This is a genomic window from Rhodobacteraceae bacterium D3-12 (genome assembly GCA_025916135.1).
Lineage (GTDB): Bacteria > Pseudomonadota > Alphaproteobacteria > Rhodobacterales > Rhodobacteraceae > JAKGBX01.
Genome location: CP104793.1, coordinates 1252123 through 1273861, shown reverse-complemented (window position 1 = coordinate 1273861; position 21739 = coordinate 1252123). Strand labels below are relative to the sequence as shown.

Below are 21739 nucleotides of genomic sequence, written 5' to 3'. Positions count from 1 at the left end.
TTGATTGGTTTGCTTGAGCGCGCAAATCACCACATATCGGTTCGCATGCCGTTAGTTTGGCACATCTGGGCGTTTTTCACTGCCCGATGGGCGAAATATCTGGCATTGAATAGCGCATGATGGCTAATCTTGTTGCAACAGAGATGAAGACACGAGCGACGAAGGGGAAGGCGCGACGACGCATGACGCTGCTTGGCACGAAACAATTGCCGATATCGGTTTCGCCGGTCCGCAAGACCGATATGCGGACCCAATTCGCCGCCCTGTGTTGGCGATTGGTCAATGGCAAGCCTCAGATTTTGCTGATCACTTCGCGCGGCACCAATCGGTGGATCATTCCCAAGGGCTGGCCCATGGGCGGCAAGACGCCGGGTGACGGGGCGTTGATCGAGGCCTGGGAAGAGGCCGGTGTGAAGGGCAAGGCGTCGGAGCAATGTCTGGGGCTGTTTTCCTATCACAAGAAGCTCGACAAGCGGACCTCTCTCCCCTGTGTGGCGATGGTTTATGCGGTGAAAGTGTCAAAACTGGCCAAGGATTTCCCCGAAGCCGGACAGCGCAAGCGCAAATGGGTGTCGCCCAAGAAGGCCGCGAAGCTGGTGAAGGAACCGGAGTTGGCGCAGATAATAAAGACCTTTGATCCGAGGCTTTTGTAGCGGTGGCGAGGGTGAGCAGCGCGGGCGGGGTTTGGAAAAAGCCCTTGTCTGGGACGCCGGGGTGCATATCTTCGAGGGATCCGCAGGCTGAACCCGAACCGATGACCCCACCCGAGATGTCGCAAAAGTCTGAGATATGTGAAAAGGCGAGAGGATATGATCTGCTTTACTCTCAAATGTAGCGAAGGGCATCAGTTTGAAAGCTGGTTCCAATCGACCGAAGCCTATGACTCGCTTAAGAAAGCGGGGCATGTGGCCTGTGCTGTTTGCGGCAGTGCCGATGTTGAGAAGGCGATCATGGCCCCACGGGTGAGCACTGCGCGTAAAACGCAGGACGCGGGGGCCAAGGACGCTGGACCGCTGAGTGCGCCGGCGAGCCCGGCAGAGCAGGCGCTGGCCAAGTTGAAGGCGCATGTCGAGGCCAATTCCGATTATGTCGGCATGGAATTCGCCCAAGAGGCGCGCGCGATGCATGACGGCGACGCGCCCGAACGGCCAATTTATGGCGAAGCGCGGCTGGACGAAGCCAAAAAGCTGATCGAGGACGGGGTGCCGGTGGCCCCATTGCCGTTTCGTCCGGGGCGCAAGGCCAACTGATCCTTGTTGTGACTGCCAAGCAGTGCCAAGGTGCGTTTGAAACGCACCTTACGGGAGAGGTCGAATGGCGCAGCATGTGGTGATTACGGGGGCCAATCGCGGGATCGGCGCACGTTTGGCAGAGATTTACGCAGAGCGCGGTGACACGGTGACCGGCACCTCGCGGGATGGCTCGGCGGGTCAGGTTCTGGATGTGACCGACGTGGGCCAACAGGCCGACATGGCGCGCGCCCTAAGCGGGCGGGCCGTGGATTTGCTGATCTGCAACGCCGGGGTTTACGTTGACAAGGGGCAGAGCCTTGCCGATGGCTATCCGCCGGAGATGTGGGCGCAGAGCTTTGCCACCAATGTGACCGGTGTCTTTCTGACCATTCAGACGCTTCTGCCGCAATTGCAGGCGGCTAGGGCGGCGAAAATTGCCATTATTTCCAGCCAGATGGCCAGTGATGAGCGGGCGCCGGGCGGGTCGTATATTTATCGCGCGTCCAAGGCGGCGGCGCTGAACCTTGGGCGGAACCTGTCGGTTGACCTGAAAGGTCTTGGCATTGCCGTGGGTATTTATCATCCGGGTTGGGTGCGCACCGACATGGGCGGCGACAGCGCAGATATTAGCGTGGATCAGGCCGCAGGCGGTCTGACCAAGCGGTTTGACGCGCTGTCACTGGACAGCACCGGGTGCTTTGAGACATGGGACGGCACGCCGCACCCCTATTGAGCCAATAGGCAAGGCATCGAGAGAGCAGGCAGGTCGCGCAAGGTGTTGCGGGCCGCTTTTGCCATCTTGCCCTTGAGCGCAAAGGCCATTACACCGCGCGGAACCTTTTTCGCAGGAAGAATACATGCCTGTTCTCGTGATGAAATTCGGCGGCACGTCGGTCGCCAATATCGACCGTATCCGCCGCGCAGCGAAACGCGTTGGCGTTGAAGTGGCCAAAGGCTATGACGTGATCGTCATTGTCAGCGCCATGTCGGGTGAAACCAACAAGATGGTCGGCTATGTCGATGAAGTCAGCCCGCTTTATGACGCCCGCGAGTATGATGCGGTTGTCAGTAGCGGCGAGAATGTGACCGCCGGGTTGATGGCCCTGACCCTTCAGGAGATGGACGTGCCGGCGCGCAGTTGGCAGGGCTGGCAAGTGCCGGTCAAAACCACCGACGCGCATAGCGCCGCGCGGATCGAGGAAATCCCGACCGACAACATCAACGCCAAGTTTGGCGAAGGCATGCGGGTCGCCGTTGTGGCGGGCTTTCAGGGGGTCAGCCCGGAGGGGCGGATCACCACGCTTGGCCGTGGCGGGAGCGACACCACAGCGGTGGCCTTTGCCGCCGCCTTTGGCGCCGAGCGTTGCGACATTTATACCGATGTCGATGGGGTTTACACCACCGACCCGCGCATCGCCACGAAGGCGCGCAAGCTTGACAAGATCGCCTTTGAGGAAATGCTTGAACTGGCCAGTCTGGGGGCGAAGGTGCTTCAGACGCGCTCGGTCGAGCTTGCTATGAGATACAAGGTGAAGCTGCGGGTTTTGAGCAGTTTCGAGGAACAATCCGACGACGCCGGGACGCTGGTGTGCGACGAGGAGGACGTGATGGAAAACCGACCCGTTTCAGGCATTGCCTATAGCCGTGACGAAGCCAAGATGACGCTTGTGAGCGTGGCCGACCGCCCCGGCATCGCCGCTGCCATTTTCGTTCCGCTGAGCGAGGCTGGCGTGAATGTCGACATGATCATTCAGAACATCTCGGAAGAGGGGCGCACGGATATGACGTTCTCGTGCCCGATTGATCAGGTGAAACGCGCGGAAAAGGCGCTGAGCGAGGCCAAGGCGGCGGGTGACATCAACTATCACGATCTGATCGCGGATATAGAGGTGGCCAAGGTTTCGGCGGTGGGCATCGGGATGCGGAGCCAATCGGGCGTGGCCGCGAAAATGTTCCAGACGCTGCGCGACGAAGGCATCAACATCAAGGTCATCGCCACATCAGAGATCAAGATTTCCGTTCTGATTGATCGGAAATACATGGAACTCGCCGTTCAGGCGCTGCATGATGCGTTTGAGTTGGAGAAGGCCGTCTGAAAGATTCTTGCGCGTAGAGCGAGGAGCGTTCCGGGGCGGTTTGCCAAAGGATGGGAGCGCAGCGGGTGCTGACGGGTCAGGGAAACCACAAGACAGACAGCCGCAAGCTTCTTGGGCGGCTGCGCGGCGTGATGGCCGAAGAGGATCGGGCCGGGCAAGACCGGCTTGACCAGATCACCCAACTGATTGCCGAGGAAACCCATTGTGAGGTCTGCTCGGTTTATCTGTTCCGTGACAAGGAAACGCTTGAGCTTTGCGCGACCGAGGGGTTGAACCCCGACTCGGTTCACCAGACGGGATGCGGTTGGGTGAGGGTCTGGTGGGGCGCGTGGCCAAGTCTGGCCATGGGGTGAACACCGCCGATGCGCCTTCGGAAAAAGGCTTCCGCTATATGCCCGAGACGGGCGAGGAAATCTATTCGAGTTTCCTTGGCCTGCCGATCCAGCGGTTGGGCGAGAACCTTGGCGTATTGGTCGTACAATCCAAGGACGCGCGCAAATTCTCGGATATCGAGATTGAGACGATGGAAGTTGTCGCCATGGTTCTGGCCGAGATGGCCGAGCTGGGTGCCTTTGTCGGCGAAGGGGCGGCGTTGAGTGCGCGGCACACGCGCCCTTCCCTTTTCAAGGGGTTGACCGGACAGGAAGGCGCGGCCGAGGGGCATGTCTGGCTGCATGAGCCGCGCGTGGTGGTCACCAACCCGATCGCCGATGATCCGCATCGCGAGTTGGAACGCTTGCAGGAATCGGTCGACGAATTGCGGGTGAGTGTCGATCAGATGCTGGACGGCGCACGCGGTGGCGATGCCGATCAGGTTCAGGTGCTGGAAGCCTATCGCATGTTTGCCAACTCCAAGGGTTGGATGCGACGTATGGAAGAGGACATCAGCCGTGGGCTGAGCGCCGAGGCCGCCGTCGAGAAAGAGCAATCCACCGCCCGCGCCCGGATGGAGCGGGCAACGGATCAATATCTGCGCGACCGGCTGCATGATCTGGATGATCTGAGCAATCGCTTGTTGCGCATTTTGACCGGCCAAGGCGCGCAGACCGGCGCCGAAATGCCCGCCGATCCGGTTTTGGTGGCCCGCAACATCGGCCCTGCCGAGTTGCTGGATTATGGCCGGTCGCTGAAGGGGATCATCCTTGAGGAAGGCTCGGTCGGCTCGCATGCGGCGATTGTGGCGCGGGCTTTGGCGATCCCTTTGATCATTCATGCCGCCAAGATCACCACCGAGGCGCTGAACGGCGACCACATCATGGTGGATGGCGATCAGGGGGTCGTGCATCTGCGCCCCGACGAGAGCGTGGTGAGCGCGTTTCGCGACAAGATGGCGATGCACACGCAGGCGCTGGAGCGCTATGCCTCGATCCGCGACAAGCCGGCGCAGACCCGCGACGGGCGGGTGATTGCGCTGCATATGAATGCCGGGTTGATGGCCGATCTGCCCTCGCTCGCCGGGTCGGGTGCCGAGGGGGTGGGGCTGTTTCGCACCGAGTTGCAATTCCTGACCCGCTCGCGCCTGCCCAAGCGCAGCGAGCTTTCGGCGCTTTATGCCAGTGTTCTGGATGCGGCGCGGGGCAAGCGGGTGATTTTTCGCACGCTTGATATCGGGTCGGACAAAGTGCTGCCCTATATGGCGCCACAGGATGAGCCGAACCCGGCGATGGGCTGGCGTGCGATCCGGGTCGGGCTGGACAAGCCCGGCGTGTTGAGGATGCAATTGCAGGCGCTGTTGCGCGCCGCCAACGGGCGCCCCCTGTCGGTGATGTTTCCGTTTATCGCGCAGTTTGATGAATATCGCGCCGCAAAGGCCGAGATGGACAAGGCGATTGCCCGCGAGAAGATCCTTGGCCACCCCCTGCCCGAGACGCTGAACGTGGGGGCGATGTTGGAGACGCCGTCGATTGCTTTTGCGCCGGACCGGTTTTTCGAGGAGGTCGGGTTCCTGTCGATCGGGGGCAATGATCTGAAGCAGTTCTTTTATGCCGCCGACCGGGAAAACGAGCGGGTGCGCAAGCGGTATGACACGCTCAACACCTCGTTTTTGAGCCTGATCGAACAGATCGTGACACGTTGCAAAGCCAGCGGCACGCCACTGTCGTTTTGTGGCGAAGATGCGGGGCGGCCTGTGGAAGCGGCGTGTTTCGCGGCATTGGGCTTGGAAACGCTGTCGATGCGACCCGCGTCGATCGGGCCGGTGAAGAACATGTTGCGACAGGTGCATCTGGGCAAGCTTTACGAGGTGATCTGTGAAGCGCGTGACCGGGGCGACCAATCGGTGCGCCCGGCGGTGATGGGCGAGTTGAAGGCGCAGGGCTGGGCGGTGGATTAAGCCACGGATCGGCCCACGGCGCGTGTTTTAGGACGATGAAAGCTTAGGACGCGCGTTTGATGACGGGCGTGCGCACCTTGGTGCGCAGGCTTTCGATCAGGTCGCCATGGTCGCTGTCAGAGGCGATGGCGAGGCGGCGCAGGCCGAAATGGACATGCGCCATGTCTTGATAGTAGCTGGTGTAGGCATAGTTCGTCGCCGCCCCTGCCACCGCGCCAAGAACGGGCACGGTTTGGGCCGCGAGTTTCTGCCCCAGCACCACGCCAAGGCGGGGCGCGACGCGGGCGATCAGCGATTGCAGCGCATTGCCGGTGATCAGCACGCGGGTGGTGATAAAGGCGAGGTCGGAGCCATCGTCATGTTCAAGCGGACCGGCGGCGGCGAAGACCTGAATGCAATCAAACTGCACGCCCTCTTCCTCTGGATCAAAGCCATGTTCCGCAGCGATCCCTTGGATCGAGCGCAAGAGCACCGTGGTGGTGACCGGAAGTTCCGCCAGAGCCGAGGGCAGACCGCCCATGCCCCCCGCCGCCCCCATCGCCGTGGTGACCGCCGTGTTGAGCCATCCCGGCTGATCCGGCAGAGCGCGGCGCGAGCCTTGGGCCGCTTTGAGCGCCACCCGCAGGGCCGCTTCGGTTTGACCGGAAAGGCGGGTGCGGATGCCTTCGGGCAGTTTCTCAAGCAGGTTTTCGGTTTGCCCGCCGATCAGATTGAGGAGCTGTATCCCCGCCCCGGAAGCACCGCGATAGCGTTTGGCGAGGGCGTCAAGCTCGGCGTCGACATCCAGCGTGGCGGGGGGCGTTTCAAGTATCTCCATAGGTAAGAGATTGGCAGTTTGGCCGCGATTTTCAAGCGTCGCGCGTGACTTTGCCGCGAACATCGGCCCAGCCGCCGGGGGCAAGGTCGAGCCCGAGCACGCGCTCAGGGTTGGTGGGAGGCGGCATGTCGACACCGCTTAGCCGAGCAAAACCGAAGCGCCCGTAATAGGGTTCGTCGCCCACGAGCATCACCCGAGACCAGCCGCTTTCTGCAGCCAATTCAAGGCTTTCGAGGATCAAGAGCCGCCCCAGCCCTTCGCCTTGGTGGGTGGGGTGGACCGCGATGGGGCCAAGCAGGAGAGCGCGATGCGCGCCGATGCGCACCGGCCAGAACCGGATCGCCCCGGCGGCAATGCCATCGGGATCACGCGCCACGAGGGACAGGTTTTTCAAAGGCGCCACCCCGTCGCGCAGACGATAGGAGCTGAGCGCGCTGCGGCCCGGTGCAAAGCAGAGATCGAAGAGGGCTTCGACCTCCCACCAGTCAGCATCGGTTTCCGGTGCAAAATTGAACACCTGCTGTTGTCCTTTTCGTGAGGCCGCAACGGATGCGCGGCGGCATTAGGGGTGGTTTTGCCCCTAGCACGGGCCTAAAACCGGTTCAAACCGAGAAAGGAAAGCGCACAACATGTTTTATCGCCCAGAGGATGGCCACGGCCTGCCCCATAACCCGTTCAACGCGTTGATTGTTCCGCGCCCTATTGGCTGGATTTCGACCCGCAGCAGCGACGGTGTGGACAATCTTGCGCCCTATTCCTTCTTCAACGGCACCGCATATGTGCCGCCGCAGGTGATGTTTGCCTCGACCGGGACCAAGGCGGACCGCGAGGACACCAAGGACAGCCTGTCAAATATTCGCGAGAGCGGGGTGTTTTGCGTAAACATGGTGTCCGAAACGATGACAGACGCCATGAACACCAGCTCGGCCACTCTGGGGGCCGGCGAATCGGAGTTCGACGCGGCGGGATTGACCCGCGTGGCCTGTGAAACCATTGATTGTGCACGAGTCGAGGGCGCACCGGCGGCTTTGGAATGCCGGATGAACCAGATTGTGAAGCTGGAAGGCGAGGCGAATTTTATCTGTCTGGGGACGGTCACGGGGATCCATTTGCGCGATGATTGCATGACGGACGGGATGTTTGACATCACCAAGGTGCAGCCCCTGTCGCGGCTGGGCTATCGCGATTATACGGTGGTGCGCGAGGCATTCACGCTGGCCCGGCCAGATGATCCGGCCAGATGATTGAGCCAACGGGCGAAGGTTTGCTCTGCCGGTAGGCTGGCCAGAAACAGGCGTCTTCACCGAATATTAGCGATTTTGCGGTCATTATCACAGCGAATGCTTATGCGGTTTGCCTGCCCCCTGCTGATCGGGGGATGGGCGCGGCGCATCTGTTCAAAGCGTGTGATGGAGGGCTGTATGATACGCGGACACAGAGGGAAATGGGCGAAGGTGCCGCCGGGCCATGATGATCCGCTAAGCTATGCTGTGAGCACGCGCAATGCGTCGGTGCTTGATACCGTGCGGGACGCGGTGCGCCACAAGCAGGTTTTGCTGGCTTATCAACCGATTGTGCAGGCGCGAAACCCCGAGAAAGTCGCGTTTTATGAGGGGCTTGCGCGGGTTCAGGACCCGACCGGGCGGATCATTCCGGCGGCGGAGTTTATCCTTGAGATCGAGGAGACGGAGACCGGGCGCATGCTCGATTGCCTTGCGCTCGAGCTTGGGCTGAAGGCGCTGCACGAGACGCCGGATCTGCGTTTGTCGATCAATATGTCGGCCCGTTCGATCGGCTATGAGCGGTGGATGCGCACCCTGCGCCGGGGCTTGCAGCGGGATGCGACCATGGCGGAGCGGCTGATCCTGGAAATCACCGAAAGCTCGGCCATGTTGGTGCCGGAGCTGGTGGCGAATTTCATGTCGGTCTTGCAGGTCAAGGGAATCAGCTTTGCGCTGGATGATTTCGGGGCTGGATACACGTCGTTCCGGCATCTGCGCGATTTCATGTTCGATGTGATCAAGATTGACGGTCAGTTTATTCGCGGCATCCACGCCAACCCGGATAATCAGGTGCTGACGCGGGCGTTAATCAGCATCGCACAGCAGTTTGACATGTTCACCGTGGCCGAATTTGTCGAGAATGCCCCGGATGCGAAGTTTCTTGCCGATAACGGCGTCGATTGCCTTCAGGGCTATTATTACGGCGCGCCAACGGTGACGCCCGGCTGGGGCATGCCGGAAAAGGTGCGCGCCTAAAGCGGTAAAGCGGTGGGAAGCTGTCGCGCAATTGACCCTGCGACACCTTTACACCATGGGGCACATCATCGGGACAGTTGCCGCAACGCGGCAAATCCGCTATTCAGGCGCAGAACCGGGCTCTGGGGGGTGGTCTGGCGCGGGCAGATACGCCGAAGCGTCAGACAGGTGATACTCCCCTGCCCCAATTCCGGGAAGAGGATTCACCCATGACCAATGTTGTAATCGCCTCCGCCGCGCGCACCCCTGTCGGGTCGTTCACCGGCTCTTTTGCCAATACCCCCGCACATGACCTTGGCGCTGCTGTTTTGAAAGAACTGGTTGCCCGCGCCGGGATCGACGCGAGCGAAGTCAGCGAAACCATCCTTGGGCAGGTATTGACCGGTGGTCAGGGCCAAAACCCGGCGCGTCAGGCGCATGTGAATGCAGGTCTGCCGATCGAAAGCGCGGCTTGGGGAATCAACCAGGTGTGCGGCTCGGGGCTTCGTGCTGTGGCGCTGGCGGCGCAACATATCCAGTTGGGCGACGCCGATATCGTGGCTGCGGGCGGACAAGAGAACATGTCGCTGAGCCCCCATGTGGCGCATCTGCGGGCGGGGACCAAGATGGGCGATGTGAAATACATCGATTCGATGATCCGCGACGGTTTGTGGGACGCCTTTAACGGCTATCACATGGGCCAAACGGCCGAAAATGTTGCCGAGAAATGGCAGATCAACCGCGAGCAGCAAGATGAGTTCGCCGTGGCCAGCCAGAACAAGGCCGAAGCGGCGCAGAAGGCGGGCAAATTCGCCGACGAGATTGTGCCGTTCATCGTGAAAACCCGCAAAGGTGAGATCACGGTCGATGCGGATGAATACATCCGCCATGGCGCAACCATGGAAGCGATGCAGAAGCTGCGCCCGGCCTTTACCAAGGACGGATCGGTCACGGCGGCGAATGCCTCGGGGCTGAACGATGGCGCGGCGGGTGCGTTGTTGATGAGCGCGGCGAACGCCGAAAAGCGCGGCATCCAGCCGCTGGCGCGGATTGCGTCCTATGCCACGGTGGGTCTTGACCCGTCGATCATGGGCGCGGGGCCGATTTATGCCAGCCGCAAAGCGTTGGAAAAAGCCGGTTGGTCGGCGGATGAGCTTGACCTTGTGGAGGCGAACGAAGCCTTTGCTGCACAGGCCTGTGCGGTGAACAAGGACATGGGATGGAACCCTGAGATTGTGAACGTCAACGGCGGCGCAATTGCCATCGGCCACCCGATTGGTGCCTCGGGCGCGCGGATCCTGAACACGCTGTTGTTCGAGATGCAGCGCCGCGATGCCAAGAAGGGTCTTGCCACGCTCTGCATCGGTGGTGGCATGGGCGTTGCGATGTGCCTTGAGCGCGACTAATCACGCGGCGCCATGGATTAAATCGAGGCGCTTTCGGGCGCCTCTTTTTTTAGGTTTTAGCAGGAATTGCCGAGGGTTAGGAAATAATCCTCGTATTTCGGCAATAAATTGCGCAAGATTGTTGCGCGGACATTTCGAGTTGGGTAACAGAGTTACAAGCACAGCTAAAATTAGGAGGAAAAAATGGGAAGAGTTGCACTGGTCACCGGCGGATCACGTGGGATTGGCGAAGCGATTTCAAAGCGGTTGAAAGCGGATGGCTTCGAGGTTGCCGCGACCTATGCCGGCAATGACGAGGCCGCGGCCAAGTTTACCGCCGAAACCGGCATCAAAACCTACAAGTGGAACGTGGCCAGCTATGAGGAAAGCGCGGCCGGGATTGCACAGGTCGAGGCTGATTTGGGCCCGATCGACGTGGTGGTGGCCAACGCCGGCATCACCCGCGACGCGCCGTTCCACAAGATGACACCGGAGCAGTGGTCGCAAGTGATCGACACCAACCTGACAGGCGTGTTCAACACGGTGCATCCGGTATGGCCGGGCATGCGTGAGCGGAAATTCGGGCGGGTGATCGTGATCTCGTCGATCAACGGCCAAAAGGGTCAATTCGCGCAGGTCAACTATGCCGCGACCAAGGCGGGAGACCTTGGCATCGTGAAATCGCTGGCACAGGAAGGCGCGCGCGCAGGGATCACGGCAAATGCGATTTGCCCCGGCTATATCGCCACGGAAATGGTGATGGCGATCCCCGAGAAAGTGCGCGATTCGATCGTTGCGGGCATCCCGACGGGCCGTTTGGGCGAACCGGAAGAGATTGCGCGCTGCGTGTCGTTCCTCGCTGCGGATGATGCGGGCTTCATCAATGGCTCGACGATCTCGGCCAATGGGGCGCAGTTCTTCGTCTGATCAAACGCCAGATCAGCAGGCTTGGGGTCGTGCCGAAAGGCGCGGCCCTTTTCTTTGACGCGAAAGAGCGCGGCAATGGCGGCGAAGAGGCCGGCAAAGGCTTCGGCGCGCAGGGAATGGGCGCGAGCGTAGTGGGCCTGCATCTCTTGGGGGGCGGCTGTTTCCAACATGGGGCACCTCGTTTGCATAAGTAATTTCGATGTGTCACTGATATAGGAAAGGTTATCCCGCCTACAAATGAGAGTTTTTCCCGCTATGATTAAGTTTTACTTGAGCGTATGAGTGATAACCCCCTCCCCTTACGGCGCTGCGGGCGTTTGATGCGGCGGCGCGGCATATGTCCTTCGCCAAAGCGGCCGAAGAATTGCATGTGACGCCTGCGGCTCTGTCCTTTCAGATCAAATCGCTTGAAGAGCATCTGGGCGCGCCGGTGTTTCGCCGTTTGACACGGGCGGTGGAGTTGACCGAGGCGGGGCGCGCATTGGCCCCCGGCGCGCAGGAGGGATTTGAGCGGTTGGGCGCCGCATGGCGGGCGGCGCGGCGGGTGTTGGACAGCAACACGCTTGTGGTGACCGCGGGCCCGGCGTTTACGGCCAAATGGCTGGCCCCGAGGATTTTCGAGTTCGTGCGGGCGCACCCCGAGATCGACCTGCGCTTTACCGCCAGCCTGCGGCGGATGAATTTTGACCGCGATGAAGTGGATGTGGCGATTCGCTTTGGGCTTGGGCCAGATCCGGGTTTATTTGCAGAAGCCTTTGCGCAGGAGTGGGTGACGCCGGTGATGACGCCCGAATTGGCAGCGCAATATCCAACGCCAGAGAGCCTGCGTGACGCACCGCTGATGTTTGACAATTCGATTGATTTTCTTGACCCGCCGCTCGATTGGCCCACGTGGTTTCGGGCGGTGGGCATGGATTTCACCCCGACCCACGGGCCGCATTTCAGCCAAGCGGATCATGCGGTGGATGCGGCGGTAGCGGGCACGGGAATCGTGCTTGGGCGGCGCGCGATGGTGGTGAAAGAGATCACCGAGGGGCGGCTTGTCGCGCCCTATCAAGTGGCAATTGTCACCCAAGCAGAGTTCCGGTTTCTATGCCGTGACGGACATGAGAAACGCCCGCAGATCGCATCGTTGCTGGCTTGGATGAAGGCGGAAACGCTTAAAACGCTGGATGTGACCGAGGCGTTGACGCTTGTTCCGGTGGAGGATGTGCCGCCGAAATAGGGGGCTCGCAGCGAAGACGCGCCACAAAACGGGCGCGTCTTGTTGTCAGTGAGTGGTGGTTTGCTGCGCTGTGTTTGCTCGGCAGTTATTCAACTGGCGCTTCGAGCCGGGAAATTTCTTCCTTGAGCCGCAGTTTCTGCTTCTTCAGCTCGGCAATCTCAACATCGTGAGAACCGGGTGAGCGCTGAATCTGCTCAACCTGCTCAGAGAGGCTTAGGTGTTTCTTCTTCAGTTCCTCAACATGCGAACTCAAGCTCATAGGCGTCCTCCTCTGAATGTAAAAGCCATGTGACAAGTGCAGCACAAAAATCGCCACCTGTCACCTATCATTGCTCATATTTGATGAACGAAGGGTTAATCCCGCCTGCAACTTAAGCGGGAAATGGCAGGGGAGCACCATCGCGCAGCACCGCGCGGATGGTCGGGGAATAGCTTTCCTGATCGCTCTCATGCGTTGGGGCGTCATGCATAAGTATGCCGGAATGCAGGCGAAATTCGGCTCGGCCGGATTTTCGCGCGCGCAGGATGACGAGCTGGCTGTCGCGCCCCGGACGGGGCCAGAGTGGGAGAAGTTGCAATGAGCCGAGATTTGCCGACGCGGCGGAAACAAGGTCCGGCAGACGCTCGGCCCTTTGGATCACGCTGAGGTAACCTTTGGGGGCGAGACGTTTTGCGGCGGCCTCGATCCACTGTGCGAGGGTGACAGCCCCCCCACCGAGAGCGGTTTCGCGGGCCGGGTCGGGCGCGGCGCTTCCACGGGTGCGGTCGTAATACGGCGGGTTGATGATGACGTGATCAAACTGGCGCGATTTGAGCGTGGCGGGGATGGCGGTGATGTCGCCTTCGACCACCTCAAAGGGGATGGCGTTATCGCTGGCATTGCGCCGGGCCAGAGCGGCGTACTGCGGTTGAAGCTCTAGCCCGGTGAGCGTTAGCCCCGCCACCCGCGCCCCGAGGCAGAGCGCAGCGGCCCCTGCCCCGCAGCCGAGGTCCAGCACGCTTTGCCCGGCGCGTGCCGGAACCGAGGCGGCCAGCAGCACGGGATCAACGCCAGCGCGATACCCCGAGCGCGGCTGTGTCAGGGTGAGCTTGCCACCGAGAAAAAGATCGCGGCTGACGGTGTCAGTTGGCGGCGGACTTGACGACGGCGGGCTGGGCGGCGGTGGACTGGGCGGCGGATGAGGCATCGGCGCGTCAGTCCTCGACCGGCAGGCCATTATCGCGCAGGGCGCGGGCGGCGGCGGTAAAATCGGCGTCCGCGACCATGATGCGGCGTGGCAATATGCCAATGGAGCCATCAAGATTGCTCATATTTACGTCCAATTCAAAGGCCGTTATACCCTCGCCCTGAAGCAGTGCTTTGGCGAAGGCGATCTGGGTAGGGTCGTTTGTGCGCATTAGCTGTTTCATGGGGATGAGATAAGGCCAGGTCGCGGCAAATGTCGAGGCTTGGGAACGGGAGTGTGATGAGCTTGGACCAGGTCACCCAGAAACCGCACGAGAGATTGGCCGCGCATTTGCAGCGCGGCATGGAGGCGGTGAACACATTGATTGCCGAGCGGATGGCATCAGAACATGCGCCGCGCATCCCCGAAGTGACCGCGCATTTGGTGAATGCCGGGGGCAAGCGGCTGCGCCCGATGCTGACCTTGGCGGCGGCAGAGATCTGTGGCTATGGCGGCCCCTATGACGTGCATCTGGCGGCGACGGTTGAGTTTATCCACACCGCGACGCTTTTGCATGATGACGTGGTCGATGAAAGCGCCCAGCGGCGCGGGCGACCGACGGCGAACCTTTTGTGGGACAATAAATCCAGCGTTCTGGTCGGCGACTACCTGTTTTCGCGCAGCTTTCAGGTGATGGTTGAGACTGGGAACTTGCGGGTTCTCAAGATCCTGTCCAACGCATCGGCCACGATTGCCGAGGGCGAAGTGCTTCAATTGACCGCGGCGCAGGATTTGCGCACGGATGAGGCGGTGTACCTGCAAGTGGTGCGCGGCAAGACGGCGGCGTTGTTTAGCGCCGCGACGCAGGTTGGCGGGGTGATTGCCGAAGCGCCGGAACCGCATGTGCAGGCGCTTTACGATTATGGCGATGCGCTTGGGATTGCGTTCCAGATCGTTGATGACCTGCTGGATTATGCCGGCGACACCAGCGCCACGGGCAAGAACCTTGGCGATGATTTTCGCGAGCGCAAGCTGACCCTGCCGGTGATCAAGGCGGTGGCATTGGCGGACGCCGAAGAGCGGGCGTTCTGGTCGCGCACCATCGAGAAGGGTGTGCAGCGGGACGGCGACCTTGAGCATGCCATGGCGTTGCTCGACAAACACGGGGCGATCGAGGCAACGCGCCGCGATGCGCTGGAATGGGCCGAGAAGGCGAAATCGGCGCTGGCCACCCTGCCCGCGCATGCGGTGCGCGATATGCTGAGCGACATTGCCGATTACGTGGTGGCGCGGATTTCGTAAAGGGTCACGAATTTCGTCGCGAAATTCGGTCTGTTTTCCGTCGCGGAAAACACGTTCCGAACAGCTGTGACCGGGCGGCATTATGTGACCGGGCGGCGTTTTGCGCTGAAAAAATCCGTGACGGATTTTTGACCGCATTCTTCGTTAGAATGCGTCTGGCTTGGCCTCATGCGCCATGTGGTCGAGCACGGCGTTGACGAATTGAGTCTCTTTACCATCCGGGAAGAAAGCGCGCGCCACATCGACAAACTCGGTAATGACCACTTTGGGCGGCGTGTTTGACTGTGTCAGCTCCGCCCCCGCCGCGCGGAACAGCGCCCGCAAGGTCGGGTCGATCCGGTTGATCGGCCATTTCGCCACCAATGCGCGGTCGGTCAATTGGTCAATCGGTGCCTGATAATTCACGGCATCGCCCATCAAGCGGCGGAACAATGTCGGGTCGCCCTCGGCCATTTCGTCACCATCATAGGTCGCCCCAAAGCGGTGATCTTCGAATTCCGCCATAACCGATTCAACGGTTTGGCCGGAATGCTCCATCTGAAACAGCGCCTGCACGGCATAGAGCCGGGCGGCGGATTTCATCTTGCGTTTGGCGTTGCCCGAGAGGGTCATGCGGTTGGATTGTCCTTCAACTCACCAGCGATCTGGTATTCTTCGCGTTCGGGCAGAAACCCCACCCCTTTGCGCGCGCCGCCCCACTTACGGGTGAGCGCGATAAGATGCAAGGCCGCAGCGGCAGCACCAGCACCTTTGTTCATCTGGGCCGGATCGGCGCGCACAATCGCTTGGTCTTCGTTCTCGACCGTCAGGATGCCATTGCCGATGCACAGCCCCTGAAGGCCCAGCATCTGGATCGCGCGGGAGCTGTCATTGCAGACGGTTTCGTAATGGGTGGTTTCACCGCGGATAACACAACCCAGCGCCACATAGCCGTCGAAATTCGACAGGCGTTCGGCGATGCCGATGGCGGTGGGCACTTCGAGCGCTCCGGGCACTTCGATCACGTCACATGTTGCGCCGGCGGCCTCGATCTCGGCTTTGGCACCGGCGATCAGGTTATCAATGATCTCGCGGTAGAACGGTGCGGCAACGATCAAAAGCTTGGCCGGTTTGTCGAGCGTCGCAGCCGGCAGGGTGTAATGGGAAATGGCCATGGCTCAGCCTTTCTTGTGAATGGGGCGGGTTCCGGTGATGGACAGCCCGTAAGCGTCGATCCCGAGATAGCGCGTGCTGGGTGAGTCGGTCAAAAGGATCAGCTCTGACATGCCCAAAGTGGCCATGATTTGCGAGCCGAGCCCGGTGCGTTTGACGATCTTCGGCGCATCGTCATCCTCGCCGAAGTCGAGCTTTGGGTGGGGTTCGCGAAAGAGCAGCACGGCGCCGCGCCCTTCGTCGGCAATGATGTTCATCGCGGCGGGCAGCGTGTCCGTGCTATTGCTGCCAAGCCCGAGCACATCTTCAAGTTCGCTCAGCGCGTGGGCGCGCACAAGCACCGCTTCGGGGCCGGAAATATCGCCTTTTATCAATGCGATATGCTCGGTGCCTGTGATCTCGTCAGCGAACACGCGCATCAACCATTCGCCGCCATGTTCGGAGTTCACCACCCGCGAGCGGGTCTCACGCACGAGGTTGTCATGCTTGTGGCGATAGGCGATCAGATCAGAGATCGTCCCGATCTTGAGGTCATGCGCCTTGGCAAACTCCACAAGGTCCGGCAGGCGGGCCATCTCGCCGTCTTCCTTCATGATCTCACAGATCACCGCCGATGGGTTGAGCCCGGCAAGCCGCGAGATATCCACCGACGCCTCGGTATGACCGGCCCGCACCAAGACGCCGCCATTGCGGGCGCGCAAGGGAAAGACATGCCCCGGCGTTGCAAGCTGTGCCATGGTGTTTTGCTCATTGATCGCCGTTGCCACGGTCAAGGCCCGGTCAGGCGCAGAGATGCCGGTGGTCACGCCTTCGCGCGCCTCGATCGAGACGGTGAAGGGGGTTTCCATACGCGAGGAATTATTCACCGCCATCATCGGCAGGCCAAGCCGGTCAACCCGTTCGGCCGTCATCGGCAGGCAGATCAGCCCACGCCCGTGGGTGGCCATGAAGTTGATTGCCTGCGCATCGGCAAATTCCGCCGGAATGATCAGGTCACCTTCATTCTCGCGGTCTTCATGATCGACAAGAATATACATCTTGCCACGCGCAGCATCGGCAATGATCTCATCAATCGGCGTGATGGCGCCGCTGAGGCTGCTCTCGATCTCGCCGGGCGTGTCATAGGCTTTGGTCATGGGCTTCCCTCTGGGCATTCCGCTGGCACTGGCGCCCAATACCGCAGCACGGGGGTGAACGCCAGAGTATCGCGGCGTTATCCAGCGGTGTTATCCAGCCACCCGAACCATCTCCTCATCCGCCGAATTGCCAGAGCGCCGGCACAAAGCGATAGGCCGCCCCCTCGCGCGCCACATGGCCGACCCCCGGAAACGGGAAATGATAGCCCAGAAGCGCAACCCTGTCGGCCGCAGCGCGGTCAAGAATAGCCGACCGGCTGGCAACGGTTTGCACTGGATCGGCGTCAATCCCGTTGACCCAATCGGGATGCGCGAAGTTCATCCAAACTTGGGCAAAGGCATCGCCCAGCGCGATAAGCTGATGATCTCCCGATGACACATGCAGGCTCATATGCCCTGCCGTATGGCCAAAGCTGTTCATGGCACGGATCCCGGGGGCGATTTCGGCACCATCCCTGATCAGCGTCCACTCCACCCCGTCGGCATTGATCGAATTGACGGCGCCAAGGACGAATTGCTGCTCTTCGGGCGCAACCTTGTTCACAAGATCGTCCTGCATCCAATAGCTATGCTCGACCTCGCCCATGACATATTGCGCGTCGGGAAAAATCGCCTCGTCGAAATCATCGCGGATACCCCAGATGTGATCGGGATGGGCGTGAGTGATGAACACATGGGTGATGCTGCCCGGATCGATTCCGGCCGCCTCAAGATTGGCCACAAGCCGTCCCGTGCTGTCAAAAAAGCGCGAGCCGGAGCCGACATCGACAAGCAATTTGGTGTCTCCCAACTCAACATATAGATGATTGGTATGCGCATAGTTGATCCCGGCAGGTAAAAAGTGCTGCTTCAACGCAGCCTCGACCATGTCCCGATCGGCATTGACCGCCACCTCTTTGATCGGCGTGGTGAAATAGCCATCGGAGAGAACGGTCATCTTCGCCTCCCCTAAGGTGAACCGGAAGTACCCCGGGTTCTCGCCCAATGGCGCCCCGAGCGAAGCGCGCCCCACCGCAGGCAGCACAAATCCGGGCGCTATAGCTGCAAGTTTCAGAATGTCACGACGGCTGGGTTTGAAAAGTGTCATTGGTGGCCTCCCTCGGTTTGAGGAAGTATGGCCGCCAGCGCCCAATACGCAACACGTTTTTTGAATGTGTCCAGTGGTGTATAAAGAGTTTTAATGCCTCCGGCGGGGATATTTGCGGTCAGATGAAGCTCTGGACACCTCGCTTCATCTGACCGGAAGTATCCCGGGGTTTGGGGGCTGGCCCCCAATCAAGCCTGTGTTTGGGGGCTGGCCCCCAATTCAACCTGTTTGGGGGCTGGCCCCCAATTCAACCTGTGTTTGGGGGCCTGCCCTTAGTTCCAACCAGACCCGGACGCTAGCGCCAAACCCACTAAACCTGTGCGCCGCAAGGCGCTCCTTTGGGTCAGTCGAAGTCGCGCAGGCGGGCAACGTAGCGGGCGAGCGTGTCGATTTCGAGGTTCACCCGATCGCCGGTTTTTGCTTGGCCCCAAGTGGTGACCTCTTGGGTGTGCGGAATGACGTTGATGCCGAAGTCGCAGCCATCGACATCGTTCACTGTAAGCGACGTGCCGTTCAGCGCGACCGAGCCTTTGGGCGCAATATAGCGGGCCAGTGTTTCAGGTGCGTGGAAGGTGAGACGGGTGCTGTCGCCCTCGTTCTGCATCGCGATCAATTCGGCCACGCCATCGACATGGCCCGACACGATATGGCCGCCCAGTTCATCGCCCACTTTAAGTGCGCGTTCAAGGTTGAGGGGGGTGCCCTCGGCCCAGCTATCGAGGTTGGTTTTCGACACGGTTTCGGCGCTGATATCAACGTCGAACCAGTCATCGCCAAGTGCGATCACCGTCAGGCAAACGCCATTGCAGGCAATCGAAGCGCCGATGTCGATGCCCGACGTTTCATAGCCTGTGGCGATACGCGCGCGCAGGTCGCCGCGTTGTTCAAGCGTTTTCACGGTGCCGATATCGGTGATGATGCCTGTGAACATGATTGCTTCCTTTCGCTCGCAAAACGCTTTAGCGCGTGGGGTGATCCGGTGCAAGAAAGCCCTGTTCATCGCACCGCAAACCAGCCATATTTTTGCCAGAACGGCGCAGTAGAGAGGAGCCCGACCATTCCTGCGTATGTGAGAACCATGGCTGCACTTACCGGCAAAAACCGCGCTTTCCTGTTTCTTCAGGGCCCGCACGGCCCGTTTTTCAACCGGCTGGGCAAGATGTTGCGCCTTGCCGGAGCCGAAGTGTGGCGTGTCGGGTTCAATGCCGGTGACAGGGCGTTCTGGTTTCACTCAAAGAGTTATATTCCCTACACCGGTGCGCAAACCGACTGGCCCGCGCATTTCGAGGCCTTGGTTGAGGAAAAATCCATCACCGACATTGTGCTTTACGGCGACACCCGCGGCATTCATTACGAGGCGGTTAAGCGGGCGCGCGAACGTGGGCTGCGGGTGCATGTGTTTGAGGAAGGCTATCTGCGGCCCTATTGGGTCACGTATGAGCGTGGCGGCTCGAACGGGAATTCGCGGCTGATGGATATGAGCATCGCGCAAATGCGCGAGGTTCTGGCCCATTCGGACATGGATGCCCCCCTGCCCCCGGCACGTTGGGGCGATATGCGCCATCATGTGTTTTACGGCGCGCTTTACCATTTCTTTGTGATGTTTCGAAATCGCGATTACCGCAATTTCCGGCCACATCGCGATCTGCCCGTCACCAAGGAATTCCAACTTTACCTCAAGCGCCTGTTGCTCATGCCGGCGCAGGCAGCGGAGCGGTGGCTGGCGACGTTGCGCGTGCGGTGGGGCGGCTTTCCCTATCATTTGGCTCTGTTGCAGCTTGAGCATGACAGCTCGTTCCAGATGCACTCCCCCTTCAAAAGCATGCCTGATTTCCTTGATGTGGTGATCCGCGGGTTTGCCCAAGGTGCGCCGGGGCATCATCACCTTGTGTTCAAGGCGCACCCACTGGAAGACGGGCGCGTGCCGCTGCGCCGCGAGATCCGTCGCATTGCCAAGGACTGTGGCGTTGAGGCGCGGGTGCATTATGTGCGGGGTGGCAAGCTGGCGCAGCTTCTGAACGATGCAAGAAGCGCGGTTACGGTCAATTCAACCGCCGCGCAGCAAGTGTTGTGGCGCGGAATTCCGCTCAAGGTGTTTGGCCGTGCGGTGTTTGACAAGCCAGAGTTCGTATCAACCCAGCCCCTGCCCGAGTTTTTCGCGCAGGCCGGGCGCCCGGACAGCCGGGCCTATCAGGAGTATCGCCGTTATCTGTTGGAAACCAGCCAGATAGCGGGCGGCTTTTATTCGGCGCGGGGCCGGCGACAGCTGATGCGGATGGTGGTTGATATGATGCTCTCTGCGGACGATCCTTATGAGGCGCTTGAACGGGGGACCGCGGCTCCGAGGCAACAGTTGCGGCTGGTGAATTAGACCGCGCAATCTCTAACGCTGGATTTCAAAAAGAAAATCGGGTAGCGTCGCTTCAAATAAGACGCGCAAAGCGTTGAACTTGAGGCAGAATAAGAACAGGTCGAGGAGACCGAGCAGTGAAACCCGTAAACTCCCGTTGGGCGCGGACTGTCGCCCTTGTCGCCGCTTTGGCGGTCGTGTCGTCCTGTGGCCTTCCGCGCGTCGGGCCGACCAAAAAAGAAATTTTCGAAGGTTCAGTGCAGCGAAAAGGTGATGCCTTTGTTGTGGCGGTCAATGACCGGGTCACGCGAGCCACGTCGGTTGTGCCGGCGTTGGGCTTTAGCGAAGAGTTCAAGCGCGCAGGCGTCTTGGGGTCGGACACGATCCGGCCGGGCGACACCTTGGGGATCACCGTTTGGGAAAACGTGGATGATCCGCTCTTGGGCTCGTCGGGGGCGACAGGCGCCTCTTCGGCAGCCACATTGGAAGAAATTCAGGTCGATGGCTCGGGCTTTATCTTTATCCCCTATGCCGGTCGCATTCGCGCAGCGGGCAACAACCCCGAAGCGATCCGACGGATCATCACCCGCAAGCTTTCTGAGCAGACCCCTGACCCGCAGGTTGAGGTGCGCCGCATTGCCGGTGACGGCTCGACCGTGAGCCTTGTCGGTTCGGTCGGTGGCCAAGGTGTTTACGCAATCGAACGCCCGACCCGGACGTTGACCACAATGCTGGCGCGGGCCGGTGGTATTTCGATCGCGCCGGAGATCACTCAGATCACCGTGATCCGTGGCAACAAGCGGTCGAAGATCTGGTTGCAGGATCTCTACAACAACCCTGAATTGGATATTGCGCTGCGTGGCGGTGACAAGATTCTGGTTGAGGAAGACGCCCGCACCTTTACTGCGCTGGGCGCGACGGGCACGCAGACGCGGGTTCAGTTTGACAGCCAGACCCTGAGCGCGGTTGAAGCGCTGGCACAGGTCGGCGGTTTGACCGCGAGCGCCGCCGATCCGACCGGCGTTTTCGTGTTCCGCAACGAGCCTGCCGAGATCGCCAACCGGGTTCTGGGGCGCGATGATCTGGTCGGGCCACAGCGCTTGGTTTACGTGCTGGACCTGACGCAACCCAACGGCATGTTCATGGCGCGCGATTTTTCGATCCGCGATGATGACACGCTTTATGTGACCGAAGCACCGTTCACCCAGTGGAATAAGACGATTTCCGCCGTCACCGGCACCTTGGGCGCGGTCGGCACCGTCAGCTCGGGCGTGGATGCGCTTGGTGGCTGATGC

General features: G+C 60.5%; 21 protein-coding genes and 2 pseudogenes. 13 read left to right on the top strand and 10 right to left on the bottom strand.

Annotation, left to right across the window (positions count from 1 at the left end):
* The first annotated feature begins 182 nt into the window (after window positions 1-182).
* The 5 genes and pseudogenes from N4R57_06415 to ptsP all read left to right on the top strand — a co-directional run bounded on the left by N4R57_06415 (window position 183) and on the right by ptsP (window position 5660).
* Window positions 183-653, top strand: a complete 471-nt coding sequence (locus N4R57_06415) for an NUDIX hydrolase (protein ID UYV38677.1) — start codon at window positions 183-185, stop codon at window positions 651-653.
* A 156-nt stretch (window positions 654-809) separates the two neighbouring features.
* Complete coding sequence (locus tag N4R57_06410) at window positions 810-1250, top strand: DUF1178 family protein (GenBank protein ID UYV38676.1); 441 nt, start codon at window positions 810-812, stop codon at window positions 1248-1250.
* Window positions 1251-1314: 64 nt separating this feature from the next.
* Complete coding sequence (locus tag N4R57_06405; GenBank protein UYV38675.1) at window positions 1315-1965, top strand: SDR family NAD(P)-dependent oxidoreductase; 651 nt, start codon at window positions 1315-1317, stop codon at window positions 1963-1965.
* 124 nt (window positions 1966-2089) lie between these two features.
* Window positions 2090-3328 carry an aspartate kinase gene (locus N4R57_06400; protein ID UYV38674.1) on the top strand — a complete coding sequence of 413 codons (1239 nt, stop codon included), beginning with the start codon at window positions 2090-2092 and terminating at the stop codon, window positions 3326-3328.
* A gap of 50 nt (window positions 3329-3378) precedes the next feature.
* Window positions 3379-5660 (top strand): annotated as a pseudogene (ptsP, locus tag N4R57_06395) (phosphoenolpyruvate--protein phosphotransferase).
* A gap of 43 nt (window positions 5661-5703) precedes the next feature.
* Here the strand turns inward: ptsP and N4R57_06390 are convergent.
* On the bottom strand, window positions 5704-6477 hold the full coding sequence (locus tag N4R57_06390) for an EcsC family protein (protein UYV38673.1): 774 nt from the start codon (window positions 6475-6477) through the stop codon (window positions 5704-5706).
* Window positions 6478-6508: 31 nt separating this feature from the next.
* The gene (locus tag N4R57_06385; GenBank protein ID UYV38672.1) at window positions 6509-6994 is read right to left on the bottom strand and encodes an N-acetyltransferase; all 486 of its coding nucleotides are present in this window, start codon (window positions 6992-6994) and stop codon (window positions 6509-6511) included.
* Window positions 6995-7106: 112 nt separating this feature from the next.
* Here N4R57_06385 and N4R57_06380 point away from each other — a divergent pair, with 112 nt between their 5' ends.
* From N4R57_06380 to gcvA, 5 genes and pseudogenes are all read left to right on the top strand, one after another.
* Window positions 7107-7721 carry a flavin reductase family protein gene (locus N4R57_06380; GenBank protein ID UYV38671.1) on the top strand — a complete coding sequence of 205 codons (615 nt, stop codon included), beginning with the start codon at window positions 7107-7109 and terminating at the stop codon, window positions 7719-7721.
* Window positions 7722-7898: 177 nt separating this feature from the next.
* The gene (locus N4R57_06375; protein ID UYV38670.1) at window positions 7899-8735 is read left to right on the top strand and encodes an EAL domain-containing protein; all 837 of its coding nucleotides are present in this window, start codon (window positions 7899-7901) and stop codon (window positions 8733-8735) included.
* Between the two features lie 209 nt (window positions 8736-8944).
* The gene (locus N4R57_06370; GenBank protein UYV38669.1) at window positions 8945-10120 is read left to right on the top strand and encodes an acetyl-CoA C-acetyltransferase; all 1176 of its coding nucleotides are present in this window, start codon (window positions 8945-8947) and stop codon (window positions 10118-10120) included.
* Window positions 10121-10303: 183 nt separating this feature from the next.
* Complete coding sequence (gene phbB, locus N4R57_06365; GenBank protein UYV38668.1) at window positions 10304-11026, top strand: acetoacetyl-CoA reductase; 723 nt, start codon at window positions 10304-10306, stop codon at window positions 11024-11026.
* Window positions 11027-11318: 292 nt separating this feature from the next.
* Window positions 11319-12251, top strand: a pseudogene (gene gcvA / locus N4R57_06360) (transcriptional regulator GcvA).
* 85 nt (window positions 12252-12336) lie between these two features.
* On the opposite strand, the gene N4R57_06355 reads toward gcvA, so the two are convergent.
* The 3 genes from N4R57_06355 to N4R57_06345 form a co-directional block, all read right to left on the bottom strand.
* Window positions 12337-12510 carry a DUF465 domain-containing protein gene (locus N4R57_06355; protein ID UYV38667.1) on the bottom strand — a complete coding sequence of 58 codons (174 nt, stop codon included), beginning with the start codon at window positions 12508-12510 and terminating at the stop codon, window positions 12337-12339.
* A 112-nt stretch (window positions 12511-12622) separates the two neighbouring features.
* Entirely contained in the window at window positions 12623-13438 is an 816-nt protein-coding gene (locus N4R57_06350; GenBank protein UYV38666.1) for a methyltransferase, read from the bottom strand.
* Window positions 13439-13445: 7 nt separating this feature from the next.
* Entirely contained in the window at window positions 13446-13661 is a 216-nt protein-coding gene (locus N4R57_06345; GenBank protein ID UYV38665.1) for a DUF2007 domain-containing protein, read from the bottom strand.
* A gap of 56 nt (window positions 13662-13717) precedes the next feature.
* Between N4R57_06345 and N4R57_06340 the strand changes: the two genes are divergently transcribed.
* On the top strand, window positions 13718-14719 hold the full coding sequence (locus N4R57_06340) for a polyprenyl synthetase family protein (GenBank protein UYV38664.1): 1002 nt from the start codon (window positions 13718-13720) through the stop codon (window positions 14717-14719).
* Window positions 14720-14863: 144 nt separating this feature from the next.
* On the opposite strand, the gene nusB is transcribed toward N4R57_06340, so the two are convergent.
* The 5 genes from nusB to N4R57_06315 form a co-directional block, all read right to left on the bottom strand.
* The gene (gene nusB / locus N4R57_06335) at window positions 14864-15331 is read right to left on the bottom strand and encodes a transcription antitermination factor NusB (protein ID UYV38663.1); all 468 of its coding nucleotides are present in this window, start codon (window positions 15329-15331) and stop codon (window positions 14864-14866) included.
* Entirely contained in the window at window positions 15328-15873 is a 546-nt protein-coding gene (locus tag N4R57_06330; GenBank protein UYV38662.1) for a 6,7-dimethyl-8-ribityllumazine synthase, read from the bottom strand. Before N4R57_06330 ends, nusB begins: the two co-directional genes overlap by 4 nt.
* A 3-nt stretch (window positions 15874-15876) precedes the next feature.
* Window positions 15877-17007 (bottom strand): 3,4-dihydroxy-2-butanone-4-phosphate synthase, encoded by a 1131-nt coding sequence (ribB, locus tag N4R57_06325; protein ID UYV38661.1) that lies wholly within the window; start codon window positions 17005-17007, stop codon window positions 15877-15879.
* A 115-nt stretch (window positions 17008-17122) separates the two neighbouring features.
* Entirely contained in the window at window positions 17123-18094 is a 972-nt protein-coding gene (locus tag N4R57_06320) for an MBL fold metallo-hydrolase (GenBank protein UYV38660.1), read from the bottom strand.
* Window positions 18095-18437: 343 nt separating this feature from the next.
* Window positions 18438-19025: a riboflavin synthase gene (locus N4R57_06315; protein UYV38659.1), complete on the bottom strand. Its 588-nt coding sequence runs from the start codon at window positions 19023-19025 to the stop codon at window positions 18438-18440.
* A 147-nt stretch (window positions 19026-19172) separates the two neighbouring features.
* On the opposite strand from N4R57_06315, the gene N4R57_06310 reads away from it, so the two are divergent.
* Window positions 19173-20465 (top strand): capsular biosynthesis protein, encoded by a 1293-nt coding sequence (locus N4R57_06310; protein UYV38658.1) that lies wholly within the window; start codon window positions 19173-19175, stop codon window positions 20463-20465.
* Between the two features lie 116 nt (window positions 20466-20581).
* A complete protein-coding gene (locus N4R57_06305; protein UYV38657.1) occupies window positions 20582-21736 on the top strand; it encodes a polysaccharide biosynthesis/export family protein in 1155 nt (384 codons plus the stop codon).
* Window positions 21737-21739 lie beyond the last annotated feature (3 nt).

What these genes read in the sequence shown, in the direction of transcription:
- N4R57_06415 (UYV38677.1), top strand. Translation starts at nt 183, where the DNA reads ATGACGCTGCTTGGCACGAAACAATTGCCGATATCGGTTTCGCCGGTC.
- N4R57_06410 (UYV38676.1), top strand. Translation starts at nt 810, where the DNA reads ATGATCTGCTTTACTCTCAAATGTAGCGAAGGGCATCAGTTTGAAAGC.
- N4R57_06405 (UYV38675.1), top strand. Translation starts at nt 1,315, where the DNA reads ATGGCGCAGCATGTGGTGATTACGGGGGCCAATCGCGGGATCGGCGCA.
- N4R57_06400 (UYV38674.1), top strand. Translation starts at nt 2,090, where the DNA reads ATGCCTGTTCTCGTGATGAAATTCGGCGGCACGTCGGTCGCCAATATC.
- N4R57_06390 (UYV38673.1), bottom strand. Translation starts at nt 6,477, where the DNA reads ATGGAGATACTTGAAACGCCCCCCGCCACGCTGGATGTCGACGCCGAG.
- N4R57_06380 (UYV38671.1), top strand. Translation starts at nt 7,107, where the DNA reads ATGTTTTATCGCCCAGAGGATGGCCACGGCCTGCCCCATAACCCGTTC.
- N4R57_06375 (UYV38670.1), top strand. Translation starts at nt 7,899, where the DNA reads ATGATACGCGGACACAGAGGGAAATGGGCGAAGGTGCCGCCGGGCCAT.
- N4R57_06370 (UYV38669.1), top strand. Translation starts at nt 8,945, where the DNA reads ATGACCAATGTTGTAATCGCCTCCGCCGCGCGCACCCCTGTCGGGTCG.
- phbB (UYV38668.1), top strand. Translation starts at nt 10,304, where the DNA reads ATGGGAAGAGTTGCACTGGTCACCGGCGGATCACGTGGGATTGGCGAA.
- N4R57_06355 (UYV38667.1), bottom strand. Translation starts at nt 12,510, where the DNA reads ATGAGCTTGAGTTCGCATGTTGAGGAACTGAAGAAGAAACACCTAAGC.
- N4R57_06350 (UYV38666.1), bottom strand. Translation starts at nt 13,438, where the DNA reads ATGCCTCATCCGCCGCCCAGTCCACCGCCGCCCAGCCCGCCGTCGTCA.
- N4R57_06345 (UYV38665.1), bottom strand. Translation starts at nt 13,661, where the DNA reads ATGAAACAGCTAATGCGCACAAACGACCCTACCCAGATCGCCTTCGCC.
- N4R57_06340 (UYV38664.1), top strand. Translation starts at nt 13,718, where the DNA reads ATGAGCTTGGACCAGGTCACCCAGAAACCGCACGAGAGATTGGCCGCG.
- nusB (UYV38663.1), bottom strand. Translation starts at nt 15,331, where the DNA reads ATGACCCTCTCGGGCAACGCCAAACGCAAGATGAAATCCGCCGCCCGG.
- N4R57_06330 (UYV38662.1), bottom strand. Translation starts at nt 15,873, where the DNA reads ATGGCCATTTCCCATTACACCCTGCCGGCTGCGACGCTCGACAAACCG.
- ribB (UYV38661.1), bottom strand. Translation starts at nt 17,007, where the DNA reads ATGACCAAAGCCTATGACACGCCCGGCGAGATCGAGAGCAGCCTCAGC.
- N4R57_06320 (UYV38660.1), bottom strand. Translation starts at nt 18,094, where the DNA reads ATGACACTTTTCAAACCCAGCCGTCGTGACATTCTGAAACTTGCAGCT.
- N4R57_06315 (UYV38659.1), bottom strand. Translation starts at nt 19,025, where the DNA reads ATGTTCACAGGCATCATCACCGATATCGGCACCGTGAAAACGCTTGAA.
- N4R57_06310 (UYV38658.1), top strand. Translation starts at nt 19,173, where the DNA reads ATGGCTGCACTTACCGGCAAAAACCGCGCTTTCCTGTTTCTTCAGGGC.